Source organism: Rossellomorea aquimaris, from assembly GCF_020172085.1.
Taxonomy (GTDB): domain Bacteria; phylum Bacillota; class Bacilli; order Bacillales; family Bacillaceae_B; genus Rossellomorea; species Rossellomorea aquimaris_E.
This window is the reverse complement of record NZ_JAIVAT010000003.1, coordinates 1,613,676-1,632,645: the sequence shown is the minus strand read 5'-3', so window position 1 is coordinate 1,632,645 and position 18,970 is coordinate 1,613,676. Positions and strand designations below refer to the sequence as shown.

Annotated in this window: 17 protein-coding genes; 16 read left to right on the top strand and 1 reads right to left on the bottom strand. The window is 41.2% G+C overall.

Annotated features, from left to right (window positions below):
• The first annotated feature begins 51 nt into the window (after positions 1–51).
• From yfmF to LCL96_RS09080, 15 genes are all read left to right on the top strand, one after another.
• On the top strand, positions 52–1,326 hold the full coding sequence (gene yfmF / locus LCL96_RS09150) for an EF-P 5-aminopentanol modification-associated protein YfmF (protein ID WP_224941079.1): 1,275 nt from the start codon (positions 52–54) through the stop codon (positions 1,324–1,326).
• Positions 1,327–1,328: 2 nt separating this feature from the next.
• Complete coding sequence (gene yfmH, locus LCL96_RS09145; RefSeq protein ID WP_224941356.1) at positions 1,329–2,618, top strand: EF-P 5-aminopentanol modification-associated protein YfmH; 1,290 nt, start codon at positions 1,329–1,331, stop codon at positions 2,616–2,618.
• A gap of 70 nt (positions 2,619–2,688) precedes the next feature.
• A complete protein-coding gene (ymfI, locus tag LCL96_RS09140; protein WP_224941078.1) occupies positions 2,689–3,405 on the top strand; it encodes an elongation factor P 5-aminopentanone reductase in 717 nt (238 codons plus the stop codon).
• Between the two features lie 89 nt (positions 3,406–3,494).
• Positions 3,495–3,752, top strand: coding sequence for a DUF3243 domain-containing protein (locus LCL96_RS09135; RefSeq protein ID WP_224941077.1), 258 nt, complete (start codon positions 3,495–3,497; stop codon positions 3,750–3,752).
• A 242-nt stretch (positions 3,753–3,994) separates the two neighbouring features.
• Positions 3,995–4,786, top strand: a complete 792-nt coding sequence (locus LCL96_RS09130; protein ID WP_219168814.1) for a DUF3388 domain-containing protein — start codon at positions 3,995–3,997, stop codon at positions 4,784–4,786.
• Between the two features lie 19 nt (positions 4,787–4,805).
• Positions 4,806–5,705 carry a helix-turn-helix domain-containing protein gene (locus tag LCL96_RS09125; RefSeq protein ID WP_224941076.1) on the top strand — a complete coding sequence of 300 codons (900 nt, stop codon included), beginning with the start codon at positions 4,806–4,808 and terminating at the stop codon, positions 5,703–5,705.
• 81 nt (positions 5,706–5,786) lie between these two features.
• Complete coding sequence (gene pgsA, locus LCL96_RS09120; RefSeq protein WP_224941075.1) at positions 5,787–6,365, top strand: CDP-diacylglycerol--glycerol-3-phosphate 3-phosphatidyltransferase; 579 nt, start codon at positions 5,787–5,789, stop codon at positions 6,363–6,365.
• Positions 6,366–6,437: 72 nt separating this feature from the next.
• The gene (locus LCL96_RS09115) at positions 6,438–7,679 is read left to right on the top strand and encodes a competence/damage-inducible protein A (RefSeq protein ID WP_224941074.1); all 1,242 of its coding nucleotides are present in this window, start codon (positions 6,438–6,440) and stop codon (positions 7,677–7,679) included.
• A 258-nt stretch (positions 7,680–7,937) separates the two neighbouring features.
• Positions 7,938–8,975 carry a recombinase RecA gene (gene recA, locus LCL96_RS09110; protein ID WP_224941073.1) on the top strand — a complete coding sequence of 346 codons (1,038 nt, stop codon included), beginning with the start codon at positions 7,938–7,940 and terminating at the stop codon, positions 8,973–8,975.
• A gap of 432 nt (positions 8,976–9,407) precedes the next feature.
• Positions 9,408–10,967, top strand: coding sequence for a ribonuclease Y (rny, locus tag LCL96_RS09105; RefSeq protein ID WP_224941072.1), 1,560 nt, complete (start codon positions 9,408–9,410; stop codon positions 10,965–10,967).
• A 160-nt stretch (positions 10,968–11,127) separates the two neighbouring features.
• The gene (locus LCL96_RS09100; protein WP_224941071.1) at positions 11,128–11,931 is read left to right on the top strand and encodes a TIGR00282 family metallophosphoesterase; all 804 of its coding nucleotides are present in this window, start codon (positions 11,128–11,130) and stop codon (positions 11,929–11,931) included.
• A 136-nt stretch (positions 11,932–12,067) separates the two neighbouring features.
• The gene (gene spoVS / locus LCL96_RS09095; protein WP_034760060.1) at positions 12,068–12,328 is read left to right on the top strand and encodes a stage V sporulation protein SpoVS; all 261 of its coding nucleotides are present in this window, start codon (positions 12,068–12,070) and stop codon (positions 12,326–12,328) included.
• Positions 12,329–12,419: 91 nt separating this feature from the next.
• Entirely contained in the window at positions 12,420–13,343 is a 924-nt protein-coding gene (locus LCL96_RS09090) for a dipeptidase (RefSeq protein ID WP_224941070.1), read from the top strand.
• A gap of 226 nt (positions 13,344–13,569) precedes the next feature.
• The gene (locus tag LCL96_RS09085; RefSeq protein ID WP_224941069.1) at positions 13,570–15,312 is read left to right on the top strand and encodes a 2-oxoacid:acceptor oxidoreductase subunit alpha; all 1,743 of its coding nucleotides are present in this window, start codon (positions 13,570–13,572) and stop codon (positions 15,310–15,312) included.
• 3 nt (positions 15,313–15,315) lie between these two features.
• Complete coding sequence (locus tag LCL96_RS09080; protein WP_224941068.1) at positions 15,316–16,182, top strand: 2-oxoacid:ferredoxin oxidoreductase subunit beta; 867 nt, start codon at positions 15,316–15,318, stop codon at positions 16,180–16,182.
• 21 nt (positions 16,183–16,203) lie between these two features.
• Here LCL96_RS09080 and LCL96_RS09075 read toward each other — a convergent pair whose 3' ends face one another.
• Positions 16,204–17,205: a hypothetical protein gene (locus LCL96_RS09075; RefSeq protein WP_224941067.1), complete on the bottom strand. Its 1,002-nt coding sequence runs from the start codon at positions 17,203–17,205 to the stop codon at positions 16,204–16,206.
• A gap of 491 nt (positions 17,206–17,696) precedes the next feature.
• Here LCL96_RS09075 and LCL96_RS09070 point away from each other — a divergent pair, with 491 nt between their 5' ends.
• Positions 17,697–18,884 carry a hypothetical protein gene (locus tag LCL96_RS09070; protein ID WP_224941066.1) on the top strand — a complete coding sequence of 396 codons (1,188 nt, stop codon included), beginning with the start codon at positions 17,697–17,699 and terminating at the stop codon, positions 18,882–18,884.
• The last annotated feature ends 86 nt before the right edge of the window (positions 18,885–18,970 follow it).

Genomic DNA, 18,970 nt, shown 5'->3' with positions numbered 1-18,970 from the left:
TAACTTTTGAATCCAAAATGACGGAAGTGTGGAACTAAGGAGGACGGTACGATGACAGCCATCAATGAAGTAGTAAAAAAGAAACAGGGGTACACGCTACATATCGTTCAAACGGATAAGTATAAGACAAACAGCCTCGTATTAAAGATGAAAGCACCCCTTGATCCGGAAACCGTTACATTGCGGGGATTACTACCCCATGTAATGCAGAGCAGTACAGGGACATATCCAAGCACAACGGAATTACGCTCGTATCTTGATGAGTTATATGGTGCCAATTTTTTTGTCGATTTAGGTAAAAAAGGAGAGTACCATGTGGTCAGTATGTCCGTTGAAATCGCCAACGAGAAGTTTCTGAAGGATTCTGAACCATTACTTCAAAAAGGGATTGAATTCCTTGCAGATGTCCTGCAGAATCCTCATGTTGAAAATAATGAATTTGATAAGAAAACCGTTGAAAAAGAAAAGCGAAACCAAAAGGTGAGAATAGAAGCGGTATATGATGATAAAATGCGCTATGCCAATTCACGGTTAGTGGAAGAAATGTGCAAAGGGGAACGGTTTGCTCTTCATGTGAATGGTGAGAGTGAAGAAGTGGAAGCCATTACCGCAAAGAGATTATATGACTATTATCAGAAAGTGATGTCTGAAGATCAATTTGATTTGTATGTGATTGGAGATGTTGAGGTTAGAGAAGTGGAAAGTCTCTGTGACTCACTCCTTAAATTAAGTGACCGTACTCCCCAAGAAGTGGGCGCATCAGAAGTGACGAAGAAAGAACAAGAAAACGTCATAAAAGAGAAGCAGGATGTGAAACAAGGAAAACTCAATATGGGTTACCGCACACATACGAAGTACGGGGATGATGACTACTTTGCACTTCAGGTATTCAACGGGATCTTCGGCGGTTTCTCCCATTCTAAACTGTTCATAAATGTGAGGGAGAAAGCAAGCTTGGCTTACTATGCTGCCAGCCGTTTGGAAAGTCATAAGGGATTATTGATGGTAATGTCCGGAATCGAATTCGAGAAGTATGATCAGGCTGTCGGTATCATAAACGAACAGCTGCAAGCCATGAAGGATGGAGACTTTACGGATGGGGAAATCGATCAAACGAAGGCGGTCATTCGCAATCAGCTTTTAGAAACGATCGATACGTCCAGGGGCTTGGTTGAAGTCCTATATCATAACGCCGTTGCTCACGAAGAAATCGATCTGAAACATTGGCTTGATGAAGTGGAAAAAACAACAAAAGAAGATATAGTGAAAGCAGCAAATAAGGTTGAACTTGATACGATCTACTTTCTAACAGGAATGGAGGGATAATGATGAAGAAAATTTCCTTCGATCAATTACAAGAAAATTTATATTATGAAAAAATGTCAAATGGACTGGACGTGTACATTCTCCCAAAAAAAGGTTTTAATAAGACGTATGCCACATTTACGACGAAGTATGGAAGCATCGATAATCATTTCGTCCCTCTGGGTGAAGATGATTTCGTCAAAGTACCGGATGGGATTGCTCATTTCTTAGAACATAAGTTGTTTGAAAAAGAAGATGGAGATGTCTTCCAACAGTTCAGCCGACAAGGGGCATCGGCTAATGCTTTCACCTCCTTTACAAGGACAGCTTATTTATTTTCCAGTACAAACAATGTTGAGCGTAATCTCGAAACACTGATTGATTTCGTTCAAGACCCTTACTTTACAGAAAAAACGGTAGAAAAAGAAAAAGGCATCATTGGTCAGGAAATCACCATGTACGATGATAACCCGGACTGGCGATTATACTTCGGGGTCATCCAGAACATGTATAAAAATCATCCTGTGAAAATTGATATCGCTGGTACGATCGAGTCCATTACCCCGATTACGAAAGATATGCTGTATCAGTGCTACAACACATTCTACCACCCAAGCAATATGCTGCTGTTTGTGGTGGGGGCAGTAGATCCTGATCAGATCATGAATCAGATCCGTTCAAATCAGGAAAAAAAGGATTATGAAAAAATGCCTGAAATCAAGCGGAAATTCGAGGATGAACCTGACACTGTGGCAGAGAAGAAACAGGTTCTAAAAATGAACGTACAAAGTCCTAAATGCTTAGTTGGTCTCAAAGCTCCAGAACCACAGCAGCAGGGCAAGGAAATGCTCAGACAAGAGCTATCCATGAATGTCTTCCTTGACATGTTATTTGGGAAGAGTTCAGCGTATTATTCTGAACTCTATAATGATGGTTTAATCGATGAGACGTTCCATTACGACTATACACAGGAAAATGGCTTTGGATTCCTTACTGTCGGTGGAGATACGGAAAAGCCGGATGAACTGGCGGAAAAGGTACAATCCCTGCTTCTGAAAGCGAAACAGGAATCCCTTTTTACAGAAGAAGGATTGGAAAGAACCAAGAAGAAGAAGATCGGTTCATTCCTTCGCGCCATTAACTCTCCTGAATACATTGCGAATCAATTCACGCGATATGCGTTTAATGAAATGGATTTATTCGAAGTTGTACCGACACTTGAATCATTAAAGTATGATGATATCCAGGCAGTAGCCAATTCCATTATTAGCGAAGAACGATTTACCGTTTGTCAGGTAGTACCTAAATCATGACCATAGGGGAGCTATTCTTTTTCAAAGAGTAGTTCCTCTCTTTATGTGATCAATGTTTGGAGTGAAACGAATGAAACATGCATTAATTACAGGTGCATCGGGCGGGATTGGAAGCAGTACGGCCCTTGCACTTGCAGAAGAGGGGTGGAATGTTTATTTACATTACCATTCCAATGAAAAGGCAATGAAAGAATTAGTACATAAAATTGAAGGACTTGGGGTGGAGGCAATCCCTATTCGGGCCGATCTCACCACTCCAAAGGAAGTCGGAAAACTAGTTCAGTCCATTTTTCAGCTTGATGCCGTTATTTATTGTAGTGGGAATTCCGGGTGGGGGCTCTTTCAAGATCATTCAGAAAATGACATGGATCAGATGATCAATCTTCATATCAAAAGTCCAATGCTCCTCATTCAGCAACTTTTGCCGAAGTTGATAGACAGAAAAGGAAATATCGTCATAGTAAGCTCCATTTGGGGTCAGATAGGCGGTGCCTGCGAGGTCGTTTATTCAACGGTCAAAGGGGCTCAATTGGCTTTCGTGAAATCTTTAAGTAAAGAGCTTGCTCCAAGTGGGGTAAGAGTGAACGCGATAGCACCGGGAGTGGTAGAAACCAATATGTTGAGTGGATTCACTGACGAAGATAGGCTTTCCATGTTTGAGGAGATTCCAATGGGACGCTTCGCTCATCCAGATGAGATTGCGGACTCCATTCATTTCCTGATATCCAAAAAGGCTACATATATTACCGGTCAAACCCTCTCTGTCAATGGGGGATGGCACACATAAAAAAGTTCTGAAGCCATTTGATAATGACGCATAATTTTTTCTCCTGGATACAAACTAAGATTGTATTTCAATAAAGGAGGTCATGACAAATGTCTGTATTAGATAACTGGTCTGAATGGAAAAACTTTTTAGGGGACCGTCTTAACCAGGCTCAACACGGCGGTATGGAAAATGAAACAGTAAACGACTTGGCATACCAGATTGGTGACTATCTTGCCAATCAAGTTGAGGCTAAGAACGATCAGGAAAAAGTATTAGCGGATTTATGGTCTGTCGCTTCTCCTGAAGAGCAACATGCTATTGCGAACATGATGGTGAAACTTGTAAACAACAACGGTACTCGCTAAGGAGAGGGAATTTCCCTCTCCTTTTTATTATATGAGGGTAAAGTGTATGGTGAAAATGTTCATATCCTGATACACCCAATCAAAAAGCACACTTAGGAATTGAGAAATTATGCATATTTATATAGGTTTTGCTTTTCTATTGCCTGAAAATCATTTATGATAATACCTAGATGTTTAAAATATACTTTTCGAATGATGTTTTTTTCTTGAATCGGAATATCACAGTCTTTAGGAGGGTAACGATGGAACGCAAAGAGTGGTATTTAGAATATGAAATCCAAAAGAATCGTCCTGGCCTCTTAGGTGATATCTCCTCATTATTAGGAATGCTTTCTATAAATATAGTGACTATAAATGGTGTTGACGAAGGAAGAAGGGGCATGCTGCTCCTTGCCAATAATGACGAACAGATCATGAGGCTTGAGTCCATCCTTCAAACAATGGATACGATCAATGTGACCAAGCTCAGGGAGCCGAAATTAAGGGACAGGCTTGCCGTCCGTCACGGCCGCTATATTCAGCGAGATGCCGATGACAAGAAAACGTTTCGGTTTGTTCGTGATGAGCTTGGGTTATTGGTGGATTTTTTGGCTGAATTATTTAAGCAAGAAGGACATAAGCTTGTTGGGATCAGAGGGATGCCTCGTGTAGGTAAGACAGAATCCATCGTGGCATCAAGTGTATGTGCAAATAAGAAATGGCTTTTTGTCTCTTCTACATTGTTAAAGCAAACGATTAGAAGCAAATTGATCGAGGATGAATACTCCTCCGAAAACTTGTTTATCATAGACGGTATTGTTTCGACACGCCGTGCAAGCGAGAAGCACTGGCAGCTGGTAAGGGAAATCATGAGGTTACCTGCTGTGAAAGTAATCGAACATCCTGATGTTTTTGTTCAAAACTCTGAATATTCACTTGAAGATTTTGATTATATCATTGAACTTAGAAACGATCCTGATGAAGAAATTACATACGAATTAGTGGAACAAAATAATCTATTTCAAAATTCCGATTTTGGAGGTTTTGATTTTTAATATTGGAAGGTGTTAAGTGGTGACGGAATTAGGAAATCGTTTAAAGGAAGCACGTGAGGCAAAAGACTACAGCCTTGATGATTTACAAAGGATAACAAAAATCCAAAAACGCTATTTGATTGGAATCGAAGAAGGCAATTATGATGCGATGCCGGGTAAATTTTATGTTCGGGCATTCATTAAACAATACTGTGAAGCGGTTGGGCTTCCCCCAGAAGTGATCTTCGAGGAGCACAAGGAGGAGATCCCGAAAACCTATGAAGATGAAATACCGATGTCTCTCTCAAGGGTCCAGTCCCGTAAGAGTGTATCGGAAAGCTCGACCAAGGTATTTGATTTTCTGCCAAAGCTGCTCATAGCCCTGTTTGTCATAGGAGCACTGGTTGCCCTTTGGGTGTTTTGGCAAGGAAGAGTGGGGGACAAGGCTCCTGAGGCCAATCCATCAGAAAATCAATCCCAGGTGGATGTAGATGAAAATCAAAGTGCCGAAGGGGAAAAGCCTGAAAAAGAAACCCCTGACAAGAAACAAACCGATGAAGACAAACCTTCCGACGATCAAAAGGCGGATGAAGATGAGGCAAAGCCTGAACAATCTTTAGAATCAGTGAACTCTTCAGGATATAAAACGACGTATGAACTGAAAAATGCAGATGAGTTCAAGCTTCAGCTGTCAGCAAAGGGTGATACGTGGGTAGGAGTATATAACACCGTCGATGAAGCGCTATTCGAAGGGTTATTAAAGAAGGATAATAAAAAGGACTTTGATTTATCTGGGGAAAAGCAGGCATATCTCATTATTGGTAATGCCTCAAACACAGATATTTCCGTGAACAGTCAACAGCTTGAATACAAAATCTCTGCCACGGATGTCGTAAGGCAGGATATCATCATTCATTACGAACCACAAACGAATCCATAATGAACAGGAGAGGAGTTTTAATAACTCCTTTTTCTTACATACTAAAAGTAGATGCGTTTTTTAAGTATTGGAGGTAGAAAGGTGAACTTACCTAATAAGATAACAGTATCAAGGATATTTTTAATTCCATTATTTCTAATCATCATGCTCGCACCTTTGAACTGGGGGGGAATGATGTTCCTTGGAGCACAAATGCCGGTTAAGCATTTTGTTGGGGCCATGATTTTCATTATTGCGGCAACAACGGATTGGGTTGATGGCTATTATGCAAGGAAGCTGGACCTTGTGACGAATCTGGGGAAATTCTTAGATCCACTGGCTGACAAATTGCTTGTATCGGCAGCGTTAATTGTTCTGGTTGAGATGGGGCTTGCTCCCTCATGGATCGTCATCATCATCATCAGTCGAGAGTTTGCAGTAACCGGACTTCGCCTCGTATTAGCAGGAGAAGGGGAAGTCGTGGCAGCAGGTCAACTAGGTAAGATTAAGACTTGGGCACAGATCATTGCGATTTCTGCTCTGCTCCTGCACAACGCGATATTCGAATTGATCAATCTTCCATTTGCGACCATTGCTCTATGGGTGGCTATGTTCTTTACGATTTGGTCTGGATGGGATTACTTTAAACATAACAAAAAAGCATTTGTAAATTCGAAATAATAAAGTATTTGAGGGGATTGATCCAAATAGGGATCATCCCCTTCTTTACACCAAATTCAGGGGGGAATAGAGATGAACGCAGAAATTATTGCTGTTGGATCAGAATTGCTGCTTGGGCAGATCGTCAATTCAAATGCTCAATACATCTCTGAGCAATTAGCAGAAATGGGTGTGGATGTGTATTATCACACTAGTGTAGGAGACAATCCTGGTCGTTTGCAGCATGCTATTGAAGTAGCCAAGAAGCGATCAGACTTATTGATATTCACAGGGGGACTTGGACCCACAAAAGATGATTTGACGAAAGAAACGATTGCGAAGGCATTAGGAACGACCCTGAGCATGGATACGGATGCTTTGGAATCGATTAAAAACTATTTTCAAAAAGTCAATCGTGAAATGACACCAAATAATGAAAAACAGGCACTTATTTTGACCGGAGCACATGTATTGAAGAATGAACAAGGTATGGCTCCTGGGATGCTTCTAAAAAAAGGTGCCAATGCTTATATGCTTCTTCCGGGTCCACCATCCGAAATGCGGCCGATGTTCCATAAGTATGGTAAACAGGCGATTCAAAATCTGATGAAGAAGAAAGAAGTCATCTATTCACGGGTCCTCCGATTTTTTGGGATTGGAGAAGCACACCTGGAAACGGAATTAGAACATTTGATCGATCAGCAAACCAACCCAACCATCGCCCCTCTTGCAGGTGATGGGGAAGTGACGTTGAGACTGACTGCAAAGCATGAGTCAAAAAGTATCGCTGAATCGTTGGTGAATGCATTAGAAAAGGAGATTTTACAGATTGTAGGGGAATACTTCTACGGATATGATACTGATTCCCTGGTGGAAGTAGGATTAAAACTGCTTAAGCAGAAAGGCGTTACTTTATCGTGTGCAGAGAGCTTAACAGGCGGACTCTTTCAGGCGCAATTGACATCCATTCCCGGGGCATCAGAGGTTCTGGCAGGTGGTGTGGTCTGTTATCAGGATGCAGTGAAGAAAAAGGTCCTATCTGTAAAAAGCGACACATTAAAGCGACACTCTGCTGTAAGTGAGCAGTGTGCTGTGGAATTGGCGGATAACGTTAGGGAGCTTTTTTCTACTGATATAGGAATCAGCTTTACCGGCGTGGCAGGACCTGACCCCCTAGAAGGCAAACCTGCCGGGACAGTCTGGATCGGATTATCCGTTAAAGGAGGGACGACCAAGACGTTCCTGCTCAATCTTGGTGGAGGAAGAAATGGGAACCGTATGAGGACGGCGAAGTATGGCTGGCATTATTTGATTAAGGAATTGAGTCAAGTTTGAATGAGACATGGGCTGCCTTCTTTTTAGAGGGCAGCCTTTTGGCGTTTACAGGTCGCTCTTGTTTATAGGCATACCGTTCTTCTGTTTGGTCTCAATGACGAGAAAATTCAAGCACGCGAACCGGTTTGAAAAAACCGAATGAATGTTCGATTTTTTTCTTGTTTTCTATATTAAAAAGGTTTATAGTATAGATAGGTTGGATTTGAGACAAACTTATAAGTTGTCATTTCAAGATGTATATTTAAAGGAGGAAGATTTGTGAGCGATCGTAAAGCAGCCCTAGATATGGCGTTAAAACAAATAGAAAAACAGTTTGGTAAAGGCTCAATCATGAAGCTTGGGGAACAGACTGATAGAAAAGTAGTAACATGTCCAAGTGGATCACTTGCGTTGGATGCTGCCCTTGGAGTTGGCGGATATCCGCGTGGAAGAATCATTGAGGTATATGGACCCGAATCATCCGGTAAAACAACCGTTGCACTTCATGCGATTGCAGAGGTTCAGGCTCAAGGCGGACAAGCGGCATTCATTGATGCCGAGCACGCACTTGATCCTGAGTATGCTCAAAAGCTCGGAGTAAACATAGATGAATTATTGCTTTCTCAACCAGATACAGGTGAGCAGGCTTTGGAAATCGCAGAAGCGTTGGTGCGCAGTGGAGCAGTAGACGCAATCGTCATTGATTCCGTTGCAGCCCTAGTACCAAAGGCTGAAATCGAAGGTGAGATGGGGGATGCCCACGTAGGTCTTCAAGCCCGTTTAATGTCACAGGCTCTACGTAAACTTTCAGGTGCTATCAACAAATCGAAGACCATTGCCATTTTCATTAACCAAATCCGTGAAAAAGTCGGCGTTATGTTCGGAAATCCTGAAACGACTCCTGGTGGACGTGCGTTGAAGTTCTATTCTTCCGTGCGTTTAGAGGTTCGTCGTGCGGAAACACTTAAACAAGGCAATGAAATGGTCGGGAACAAAACAAAGATTAAAGTCGTAAAAAATAAAGTGGCTCCACCTTTCCGTGTGGCTGAAGTTGACATCATGTACGGGGAAGGAATATCTAAAGAAGGTGAAATCGTCGATCTTGGCTCTGAATTGGACATCGTTCAGAAGAGCGGTGCCTGGTACTCCTACAATGAAGAGCGTTTAGGCCAAGGCCGTGAAAACGCGAAGGTTTTCCTTAAAGAAAATCCTGAAGTCCGCAATGAAATCATGCTGAAGATTCGTGAGCATTACGGATTGGATACAGGCCGTGCCGAAACGGATGATCAAGGTGAATTAAGTCTTTTAGAAGACTAAGTGAGGGAGAGAAGCAGCCATGGATTGGCTTGCTTCTCTTTGTTATGTATGGTATTGGAATAATTGGTTGAAAATAGAAACAACACCATTTCTCTCAAACAGGATATATGTGGAAATGAGAACCTAAATGATCAGACCATCCTCTCAACGAGACACAAGATGAAAAAAAAGTTTTGATTAAAAACAAATCTCATGCCCGCCGTATCAGTGCCAATTTTTGTCGATTGCAAAAAAACCCTTGAGAAATCTAGTGATAGAGGGCTCAACCCCTTGACAATAAATTTTCAGAGATTTAAAATTAACATGTATATTTTACAAATTTTTCGAATGAATATTTGAAAGCCTAGCGCTGTATATTTTGTTCAAGTGAGCAATGTACAAGCCGACATGTAAAAAACATGATGACAGTTCATAGCAAGAGGAGGTGAAATAATGCAACCTATTACAATCATCTTCATTTTGCTTGGCCTAATCGTCGGTGTAGTTGTTGGATACCTAATTCGTAAGTCCATTGCTGAAGCAAAGATTGCTGGTGCTAAAGGTTCAGCGGAGCAGATTTTAGAAGATGCGAAGCGCGAGGCAGATGCTCTGAAGAAAGAAGCACTTTTGGAAGCAAAGGATGAAAATCATAAACTTCGCACAGAAATGGAAAATGACCTTCGTGAACGAAGAAATGAATTGCAAAAACAAGAAAATCGTTTGATGCAAAAAGAGGAAAACCTCGATCGGAAAGATGAAACGCTTGATAAGCGTGAAGCCTTACTCGAGAGAAAAGAGGGGACTCTTAACGAAAGACAACAACATATTGAAGAGATGGAAAGCAAAGTGGACGAGATGGTACGATCACAACAATCAGAGCTAGAACGTATCTCGAGCTTGACTCGTGATGAAGCGAAAGGAATCATTCTTGACCGCGTTGAAAATGAACTCTCCCATGATATCGCTATTATGGTAAGAGAGCACGAAACCCGTGCCAAAGAAGATGCAGATAAGAAAGCGAAAGAAGTCCTTTCACTGGCTATACAACGTTGTGCTGCTGAACATGTGGCAGAGACAACCGTTAGTGTTGTGAACTTACCAAATGATGAGATGAAAGGTCGAATTATTGGACGAGAAGGACGTAACATTCGTACGCTGGAAACACTTACAGGAATTGATTTGATTATTGATGATACTCCTGAAGCAGTTATTCTTTCTGGTTTTGATCCGATTCGTAGAGAAACGGCTCGAATTGCATTAGAGAAATTAGTTCAGGATGGACGTATCCACCCTGCACGAATCGAAGAGATGGTGGATAAATCCCGACGTGAAGTGGATGAATACATCCGTGAAATTGGTGAACAAACCACATTCGAAGTTGGTGTACACGGTCTCCATCCGGATTTGATCAAGATCTTGGGAAGATTAAAATACCGTACAAGTTACGGTCAAAATGTTCTGAAACACTCAATGGAAGTAGCATATCTTTCAGGGCTACTTGCAGCCGAGCTTGGAGAGGACGAACGACTTGCTAAACGTGCCGGTTTGCTTCATGATATTGGGAAAGCAATCGACCATGAAGTCGAAGGTAGCCACGTAGAGATTGGTGTGGAACTTGCAACGAAATACAAGGAACACCCTGTAGTCATTAATAGTATAGCCTCTCACCATGGAGATACAGAACCAACGTCTATCATTGCAGTTCTAGTCGCAGCAGCTGATGCATTATCCGCTGCAAGGCCGGGAGCAAGAAGTGAGACGCTTGAAAACTATATCCGTCGATTAGAGAAGCTTGAGGAAATCTCAGAGTCTTATGAAGGCGTTGAGAAATCCTTCGCGATACAGGCTGGCCGAGAAGTACGTATTATGGTAAGACCTGAAGCGATCGATGATTTAGAATCTCACCGATTAGCAAGGGATATCCGTAAACGGATTGAAGATGAACTCGATTATCCTGGTCATATCAAAGTGACGGTCATTCGTGAAACAAGAGCTGTCGAATACGCGAAATAAGAGGTTGACTCGAAAAGGGATATCCCTTTTCGAGTCAGCTTTTTTGTTTGTGTCCCTCTTGTTTAGGAAAACAGTAGAAGATGATAATTTCCGGATGAATAGACAGGAAGTTATTTGTGTTACAATATAGTCAAGAATACATAAGAAGAAGGGAATTTTCATGAAAATATTATTTGTAGGAGACGTTGTCGGCTCAATGGGCAGGGAAATGATTACAGAATACCTGCCGAAGTTAAAGAAAAAGCATTCACCGGATTTCACGATCGTTAATGGGGAAAATGCTGCTTCAGGTAGAGGGATAACGGAGAAGATTTATAAACAGTTTTTACAAGATGGTGCCAATATGGTGACTCTGGGTAATCATACTTGGGATAATAAAGATATTTTCGACTTCATCGATACCTCTAAACAAATGGTGCGACCGGCAAATTTCCCTGAAGGTACGCCAGGTAAAGGTTTAGTGTTTGCAGAAGTGTATGGTAAGGAGGTTGCGGTCATCAATGCTCAAGGAAGGACGTTTATGCCTCCTTTGGATGATCCGTTCAAAGCACTTGATGAACTGGTGGATGAAGCCAGGAAGAGAACATCCGTCATTTTCGTTGATTTTCATGCAGAGGCAACAAGTGAGAAGCAGGCGGTAGGATGGTTCTTGGATGGTCGTGTATCTGCGGTGATTGGGACCCATACTCATGTTCAGACGGCAGACAACCGTATTCTACCTGGTGGGACTGCCTTTATGTGTGATGTTGGGATGACTGGGCCATATGATGAAGTACTGGGAATGAATAAAGACTCAGTTATAAGAAGATTTCAGACAAGTTTACCCGTTCGCTTTGAAGTTCCGAAAGCAGGGCGTAAAATCCTTAGCGCATGCTTAATCGACATTGATCAAAAATCTGGTAAAGCAAAAAAAATTGAGCGTATCCTGATTAACGAAGACCATCCGTTTATGGCAGAATATTAAATGTTTTCCTTCCTTTTTCAGTGTTCCCGGAATGATTTGTCCATTTCCTGAATATAGTATCAGTGGAATCATTTATACCAAATTTGTTCTTTACCACGGACATACGGTATGGGGGAAATGACAAGGAGGAAAAGGAATGGAAATATTAAAAGTTTCAGCAAAATCTAATCCTAATTCTGTAGCTGGTGCACTCGCCGGTGTTCTTCGTGAGAGAGGGGGAGCAGAGATTCAGGCAATTGGTGCAGGTGCATTAAATCAAGCCGTTAAAGCAGTTGCCATTGCCAGAGGATTTGTGGCTCCCAGTGGTTTGGATTTAATATGTATCCCGGCATTTACGGATATTCTGATTGATGGGGAAGAACGTACGGCGATAAAGTTAATCGTAGAGCCAAGATAATAAACCATAGGCTGTTCATTAAAGAGGACTCTTTAATGGACAGCCTTTAATCTATAAAAATAACCTATTTTACACTGGAAGGACGAACAATATGATTTTTGATGCCCACTGTGATGTTTTATTGAAACTGTATTTAGAACCAGGAACAGGAGCATTTCAATCCAAAGGTTCCTTACATATTACGTATCCTCAACTCCTTCAAGGGAGAAGCAAGGTTCAGTTGTTTGCCATTTACATCCCATCCGATCTCAAACCGGGACAACGTTTTCAAGCAGCGCTTGAGATGGTGAACATGTTTTATAATCAAATCCTTAAGCCGAACCCTAAGTTGAAATTAGTTACCACAAAAAAAGATGTAGAGATTCTTAAGGAAGATGAAATAGGAGCCATGCTCACACTCGAAGGTGCAGAGGCAGTGGAGGAGGATCTCACAAAGCTTGAAATCTTGTATAGACTGGGAGTTCGTTCCGTAGGTTTAACATGGAATTGGGCTAACGCAGCGGCTGATGGTGCACTTGAACCAAGGGGAGGCGGGTTGACCAACTTTGGCTGTGATATCGTCTCGTTTCTTAACGAGAAAAAACTTTGGACAGATGTCTCCCATCTATGCGAGAAAGCATTCTGGGATGTGATAGATACGGCTGATTATCCGATAGCCTCCCACTCAAACGCATACTCGATCTGCCCTAATCCAAGAAACTTAAGAAATGAACAAATACAGGCTATCATCAAAAAAGACAGCGTTATGGGAATTACCTTTGTTCCGCCATTTTTAAACAAGAAGGGTACAGCGGAAATCTCTGATGTGATCAGGCATATTGAACATGTATGCAGTCTGGGAGGAGAAGATCATATCGGGTTTGGATCCGATTTCGATGGAATTACAGAAACCGTCCAGGGACTATCCTCATATATCCAATATGATAACTTAATCAATACACTTCTACGTTACTATAGTGATAAGCAAGTAAAGAAATTCCTATACGAAAACTTTATTGGGAAATTGCCAGATTGATATTGGGAACAGCCACTTAAAGGAACGCCTTTAGTGGTTTATTTATGTCCATGAACTAGTTAACATCCATAATCTCTTCAATTCAGTAGTGATTTAAATGGAAAAGTGATAAACTGATAGAGTAAATGAAATGTAAATGATGCAACAGAAATAGATGAATGATCCTAGTTAAGAGAATATGCTTCCGTAATAGATGTTGCAAATATTGATTGAAGGGGTGTAATAAATGAAGGAACAACTTTCATGGAAAGTTGGAGGCCAGCAGGGTGAAGGTATCGAGAGTACAGGTGAAATCTTCTCCATGGCCCTCAACCGCTTAGGGTACTTCTTATATGGTTATCGCCATTTCTCCTCCCGTATTAAGGGTGGACATACAAACAATAAAATTCGTGTAAGCACCACTCAAGTAAGAGCGATCGCTGACGATCTAGATATTCTGGTGGCATTTGACCAAGAAACGATTGATGTGAATTATAAGGAATTACATAGCGACGGCGTCATAATAGCCGATGCAAAGTTCAAACCAGAGAAACCTGAAGATACAGACGCCTCTCTCTATATTGTTCCATTCACTGCATTGGCAACGGAGCTGGGAACTTCCCTCATGAAGAACATGGTGGCAGTAGGTGCGACATGTGCAGTACTTAATCTCGATCCGGATGTTTTTAAGGAAGTAGTGGAAGAAATCTTCGGTCGCAAGGGTGAAACCGTAGTTGAGAAAAACATGGAAGCCATTAAGCAGGGGTTCGAGGCGATGAAAGTAGAACTCGGAGATAGAGTAGGTTCCCTGCAATTGAAAGAAGCAGACGGGAATAAACGTATGTTTATGATTGGGAACGACGCCATTGCGCTTGGTGCATTGGCGGGGGGCGTCCGTTTGATGGCGGCCTACCCAATCACGCCGGCTTCTGAAATCATGGAGTACCTTATTAAGAAACTGCCAATGGTTGGTGGAACCGTCATTCAGACGGAGGATGAGATTGCAGCGGCCACAATGGCTATTGGAGCGAATTACGGAGGAATCCGTTCGTTCACGGCTTCAGCCGGTCCAGGGCTTTCTCTCATGATGGAAGCAATAGGTTTATCCGGAATGACAGAACAGCCGCTTGTGGTTGTGGATACTCAGCGTGGGGGACCATCTACGGGTCTGCCGACCAAACAGGAACAGTCCGATTTGATGGCGATGATTTATGGTACACATGGAGAAATCCCTAAGATCGTCCTGGCTCCAAGCACCGTCCAGGAAGCATTCTATGATACTGTTGAAGCCTTTAACCTGGCGGAAGAATATCAATGTCCGGTCATCATTCTATCAGATCTCCAGCTTTCCCTGGGGAAACAAACGGTGGAACCACTTGATTACAGTAAAGTGGAGATTCGCAGAGGAAAGCTTGCTGCAAATGAGTCTGAATTAGAAGAATTAGAACCGAAAAAATATTACAAGCGCTATGAAGTAACAGAAGATGGAGTATCCCCCCGTGTAATCCCAGGAATGAAAAACGGGATTCATCATGTGACGGGGGTAGAGCATGACGAAACTGGAAAGCCATCTGAATCCCCTGTGAACAGGCAGGCCCAAATGGATAAACGTATGCGTAAACTTGAGAAGATCAAATTCCAGAATCCGATTCATACCCATGCACCTCATGAAGAGGCCGACTTACTATTAGTCGGATTCAACTCTACACGTGGAGTGATTGAAGAAGCGATGAGTCGCTTGGAATCTGATGGATTGAAAGTGAACCATGCACACGTCCGCTTAATTCATCCTTTCCCGGCTACGGAATTAGAACCACTGATGCAATCTGCGAAGAAAGTGGTCGTGATTGAGAATAATGCTACCGGTCAACTGGCCAGCATTATTAAAATGAATGTGGGATACGGGAATAAAATTGTTAAAATGACAAAGTATGATGGAACGCCATACTTGCCAAACGAAATTCATTCAAGATGTAAGGAGTTGAACTAATCCATGGCTACCTTTAAAGATTTCAGAAATAACGTTAAACCAAACTGGTGTCCTGGATGCGGTGACTTCTCAGTACAAGCTGCCATTCAGCGGGCATCCGCCAACGTAGGTCTTGACCCGGAACAGTTAGCTGTTGTATCCGGTATCGGCTGCTCCGGACGGATATCCGGATATATTAACTCATATGGTTTCCATGGGATCCATGGTCGATCGCTTCCGATTGCCCAAGGATTGAAAATGGCAAATAAGGATTTAACAGTTATCGCTTCAGGAGGCGATGGTGACGGATTTGCCATTGGTCTTGGACATACAATCCATGCGATCCGCCGTAATGTCGATGTGACGTACATCGTCATGGACAATCAGATTTATGGATTAACTAAAGGGCAGACGTCTCCTCGTTCATCCTCCGGTTTTAAAACGAAGTCTACGCCAGAGGGATCGATCGAGCCGGCTCTTGCTCCAATGGAAATGGCATTAACAGCAGGTGCAACCTTTGTAGCACAAAGTTTCTCATCTGACTTAAAAGAACTCACAGCGTTAATTGAAGCGGGACTTAATCATAAAGGTTTCTCCCTTATCAATGTGTTCAGTCCTTGTGTAACGTATAATAAAATCAATACGTACGATTGGTTTAAAGAGAACCTTACTAAACTTTCCGATGTTGAAGGGTATGATCCTTCTAATCGTGAACAGGCAATGAATACGCTAATGGAGAAGGATGGGCTTGTGACCGGTTTGATTTATCAAAACAAACAACAAGCGTCATACCAGGACCTTGTGGCGGGTTACTCGGAAGAACCCCTTAGCACGCATGATTTAAGGTTAGATCAACATAAGTTTGATGAATTAGTGAAAGAGTTTATGTAATGGTAGAAACCGGACTTCTTTTCAGAAGCCCGGTTTGTTTTTTAGTTTATTGATTTCTTCAACCAGAACAGCATTGGTGAATTGAAGATGATGGATGGTATTTTCATACTTTTTTAGAGTATCTTTTGATGAGATGGATTCTATATCATCGAGAACTGAGTCCGCATCCTTCATATTTTTGATATTCATTCGTAACTGTTTGAGGGTCTGAGTATATAAATTATTATCTCCCTTAAGCCTCCTTAGTTCTTCCTGGAGTTGTTGAATGGATGCATCTTTATCTTGTTGAATGATGAGTGCGTGTTCAAGTTGTTCCTTTTGATGCTCAATGACAAACTCATAATATATCTTGGATTCAGTAAGAAGATTATCCGATTCAAATAATTCTATCTCATTAGAATAAATGCGTTTTTTTAAACATTCATTGGCATTCATGATGCGAACTTTTTCATCTTCAGCAAAGCCCATCTCAATATGCTGATTCTGAGATGCCGCTTCCTCATTTATTTCCGTCAATAGGGTTTCAAGCTCCCATAATAAGATTTCTCTTCTATATAATCGTATCTCCAACACTTGATTAGCTTTGAATAGAGAATCATTCTCTTTTAATAGGAAACTATTTTCAATTTGATTTGAAACGATTTTTTGTTCAAGGGATTCCTTTAATTCTAAAAGTTGTTCCATTTGTTTTTTTGAATCGGCTACATGAGATTGAATATATTTACGAAGCTGCTCTTTAACCTGATTCAGAAGGTAGCGAAGCTTTTGTACTTCCCTTTCCTGTCCTTTAAGGAGGGCTTGGTATTTTGAGGATTCGCGCTGTTTTTCTGAATCTTTGCTTTCAACCTGTTGAAGATAGGATTCAATTTGACTGCGTAAATGTTCATTTTCTTTTTGAAGAGAGAAGTATTTCTTTGAAAGATATTCGTTTTCTAATGATTTACATTTTATTTTGTACTTCTCCATTTCCGATTTGTAATGAATGATTTGCTGCTGAAGCTGTATGGGAGAAAGTTGTCTCATGCTTATTTACTCCTTTCGGCAGTTTGCTATTAATATGTATATGTCAGTATCGGGATGAACGGTATTTGTCCATGAAAGAAGCCATGTAAACTTCCCAGCGTTTACATGGCTTTTATATTTATAATTAATATCATTGCAATGATAGGATAATCGTTCACGTTCGTAATATTCATTTAAAGGAAGCAGCGAAACATTATGATTTGAAACTAAATATATATTAATTTTTCATTTATTAATAATTAAAAAATGTTACGTGTTTATTAAGATTCTTCACAATTCCTCCTTTCTTATGGTATATGATATGTCGGTTTAAAAGATGATGTACTGACAAATGTCTATAGAATCAGCCTATTTTTTGATGATTTTCAATAAACTATCAAATGCCTATTAATTTTTTTTTGAATAAATAGGTGTTTACTCTATACCAATTTCGTTCTCGTCCATAGGATATAGTGTGATATAAATATTCATTAAAAGAAAGGAAGATTTGTTTGAAGAAGCGTAAACAAATTAGGGGTTCCCAGACTCCTACACCAACACCAACGGGTATACCTTTGGATCCCAATGATTTAGCACCGGAATGTATCTTCGTAGATAAAGTTTATGACTGGGTGTTCTTCGCAAATAAGTATGAGAACAAGAACTTTATTCCAGATGAAGCATGTCGTGCGGCAGTTAGTGCAGCTTTAGCAGCTGGTCAACGAGTAGAGGTGCAAACTGCCCCTGTAGATCCGTCTGACGTCAGCGTATCAGCTTCCATCATTGAAAATGGTAACCCTGGGAAAGTCCTTATTGTCTGGACAGTACCTGTAGATGTTACGATCCTGATTGATGGAGTAGCTGAGTGTTCATTTACAATTCGTACTCAGTTCACAGACGAAATCATGCTTTGTGTACCTGTCGGTATTACAAACGACAACTTAAACATCAGAGCTACTCAGGTTATTGCTACTTCTAATATGGGAGTATTAATGGGCCCAGATCCATTTGGACCAATGATCCCATTGAAAGTTGTACTATGTAAAGATATTCAGGTTGAGTATCCAGTTAAACTTGAAGTTTTGGCGAAATTCTGCTTCCCACGTCCGAACAATATTCCAGTACGTGAGGAAAAACTAAAATGTGACCTAAGCCTGCTTGAGTTCCCTCGTCAATGTCCAGGATTATTCCCGGTTGATAACTGTGAATGCCAGGCAACTGCTCTAGCAAGAAATGAAGATACTATTGCAACAATCGGTTCTGGTACATCAGCAGACATGGTAACAGGTCTATCCACTTTAAGAGCAGAAATTTGTCAAGAATGCTCTCTTGCAGACAGCACATGGTCTTACTCCTTCACCGATACTGAAGTAGGTCCGACTCCAGCTCCGACTGCAACAGGTTTCCAACCTGACTTCAGCTTTAGTTTCGATCCATCTTCAATCGACAACGTTACTTGCGATGTGTTTTCACTAACAGCAGTAGGAGAAGGAATTCGCTATTTTGATGGTGTTCCTGAACAGATGTTCTACGAATTACAAATCTTCACAGAATTATTAGGTCCAGTCTCTGAAGGATTCCGCTTAATCTTAAGAAATACTGCTAATGTAGTAGTCTTTGACAGTGGAGTAGTAGAAGCATTGGTAGAATTCAGTGAATGTGATACATTTGCAGACTTACTTGGTGGAATTGATGAATAATTAAATCTGGGAGAGAGGTAACTCTCTCCTTTTTTTTAACATGTATACAAACCTTACATAAGATAATAAAAAAAACTAAATGGAGG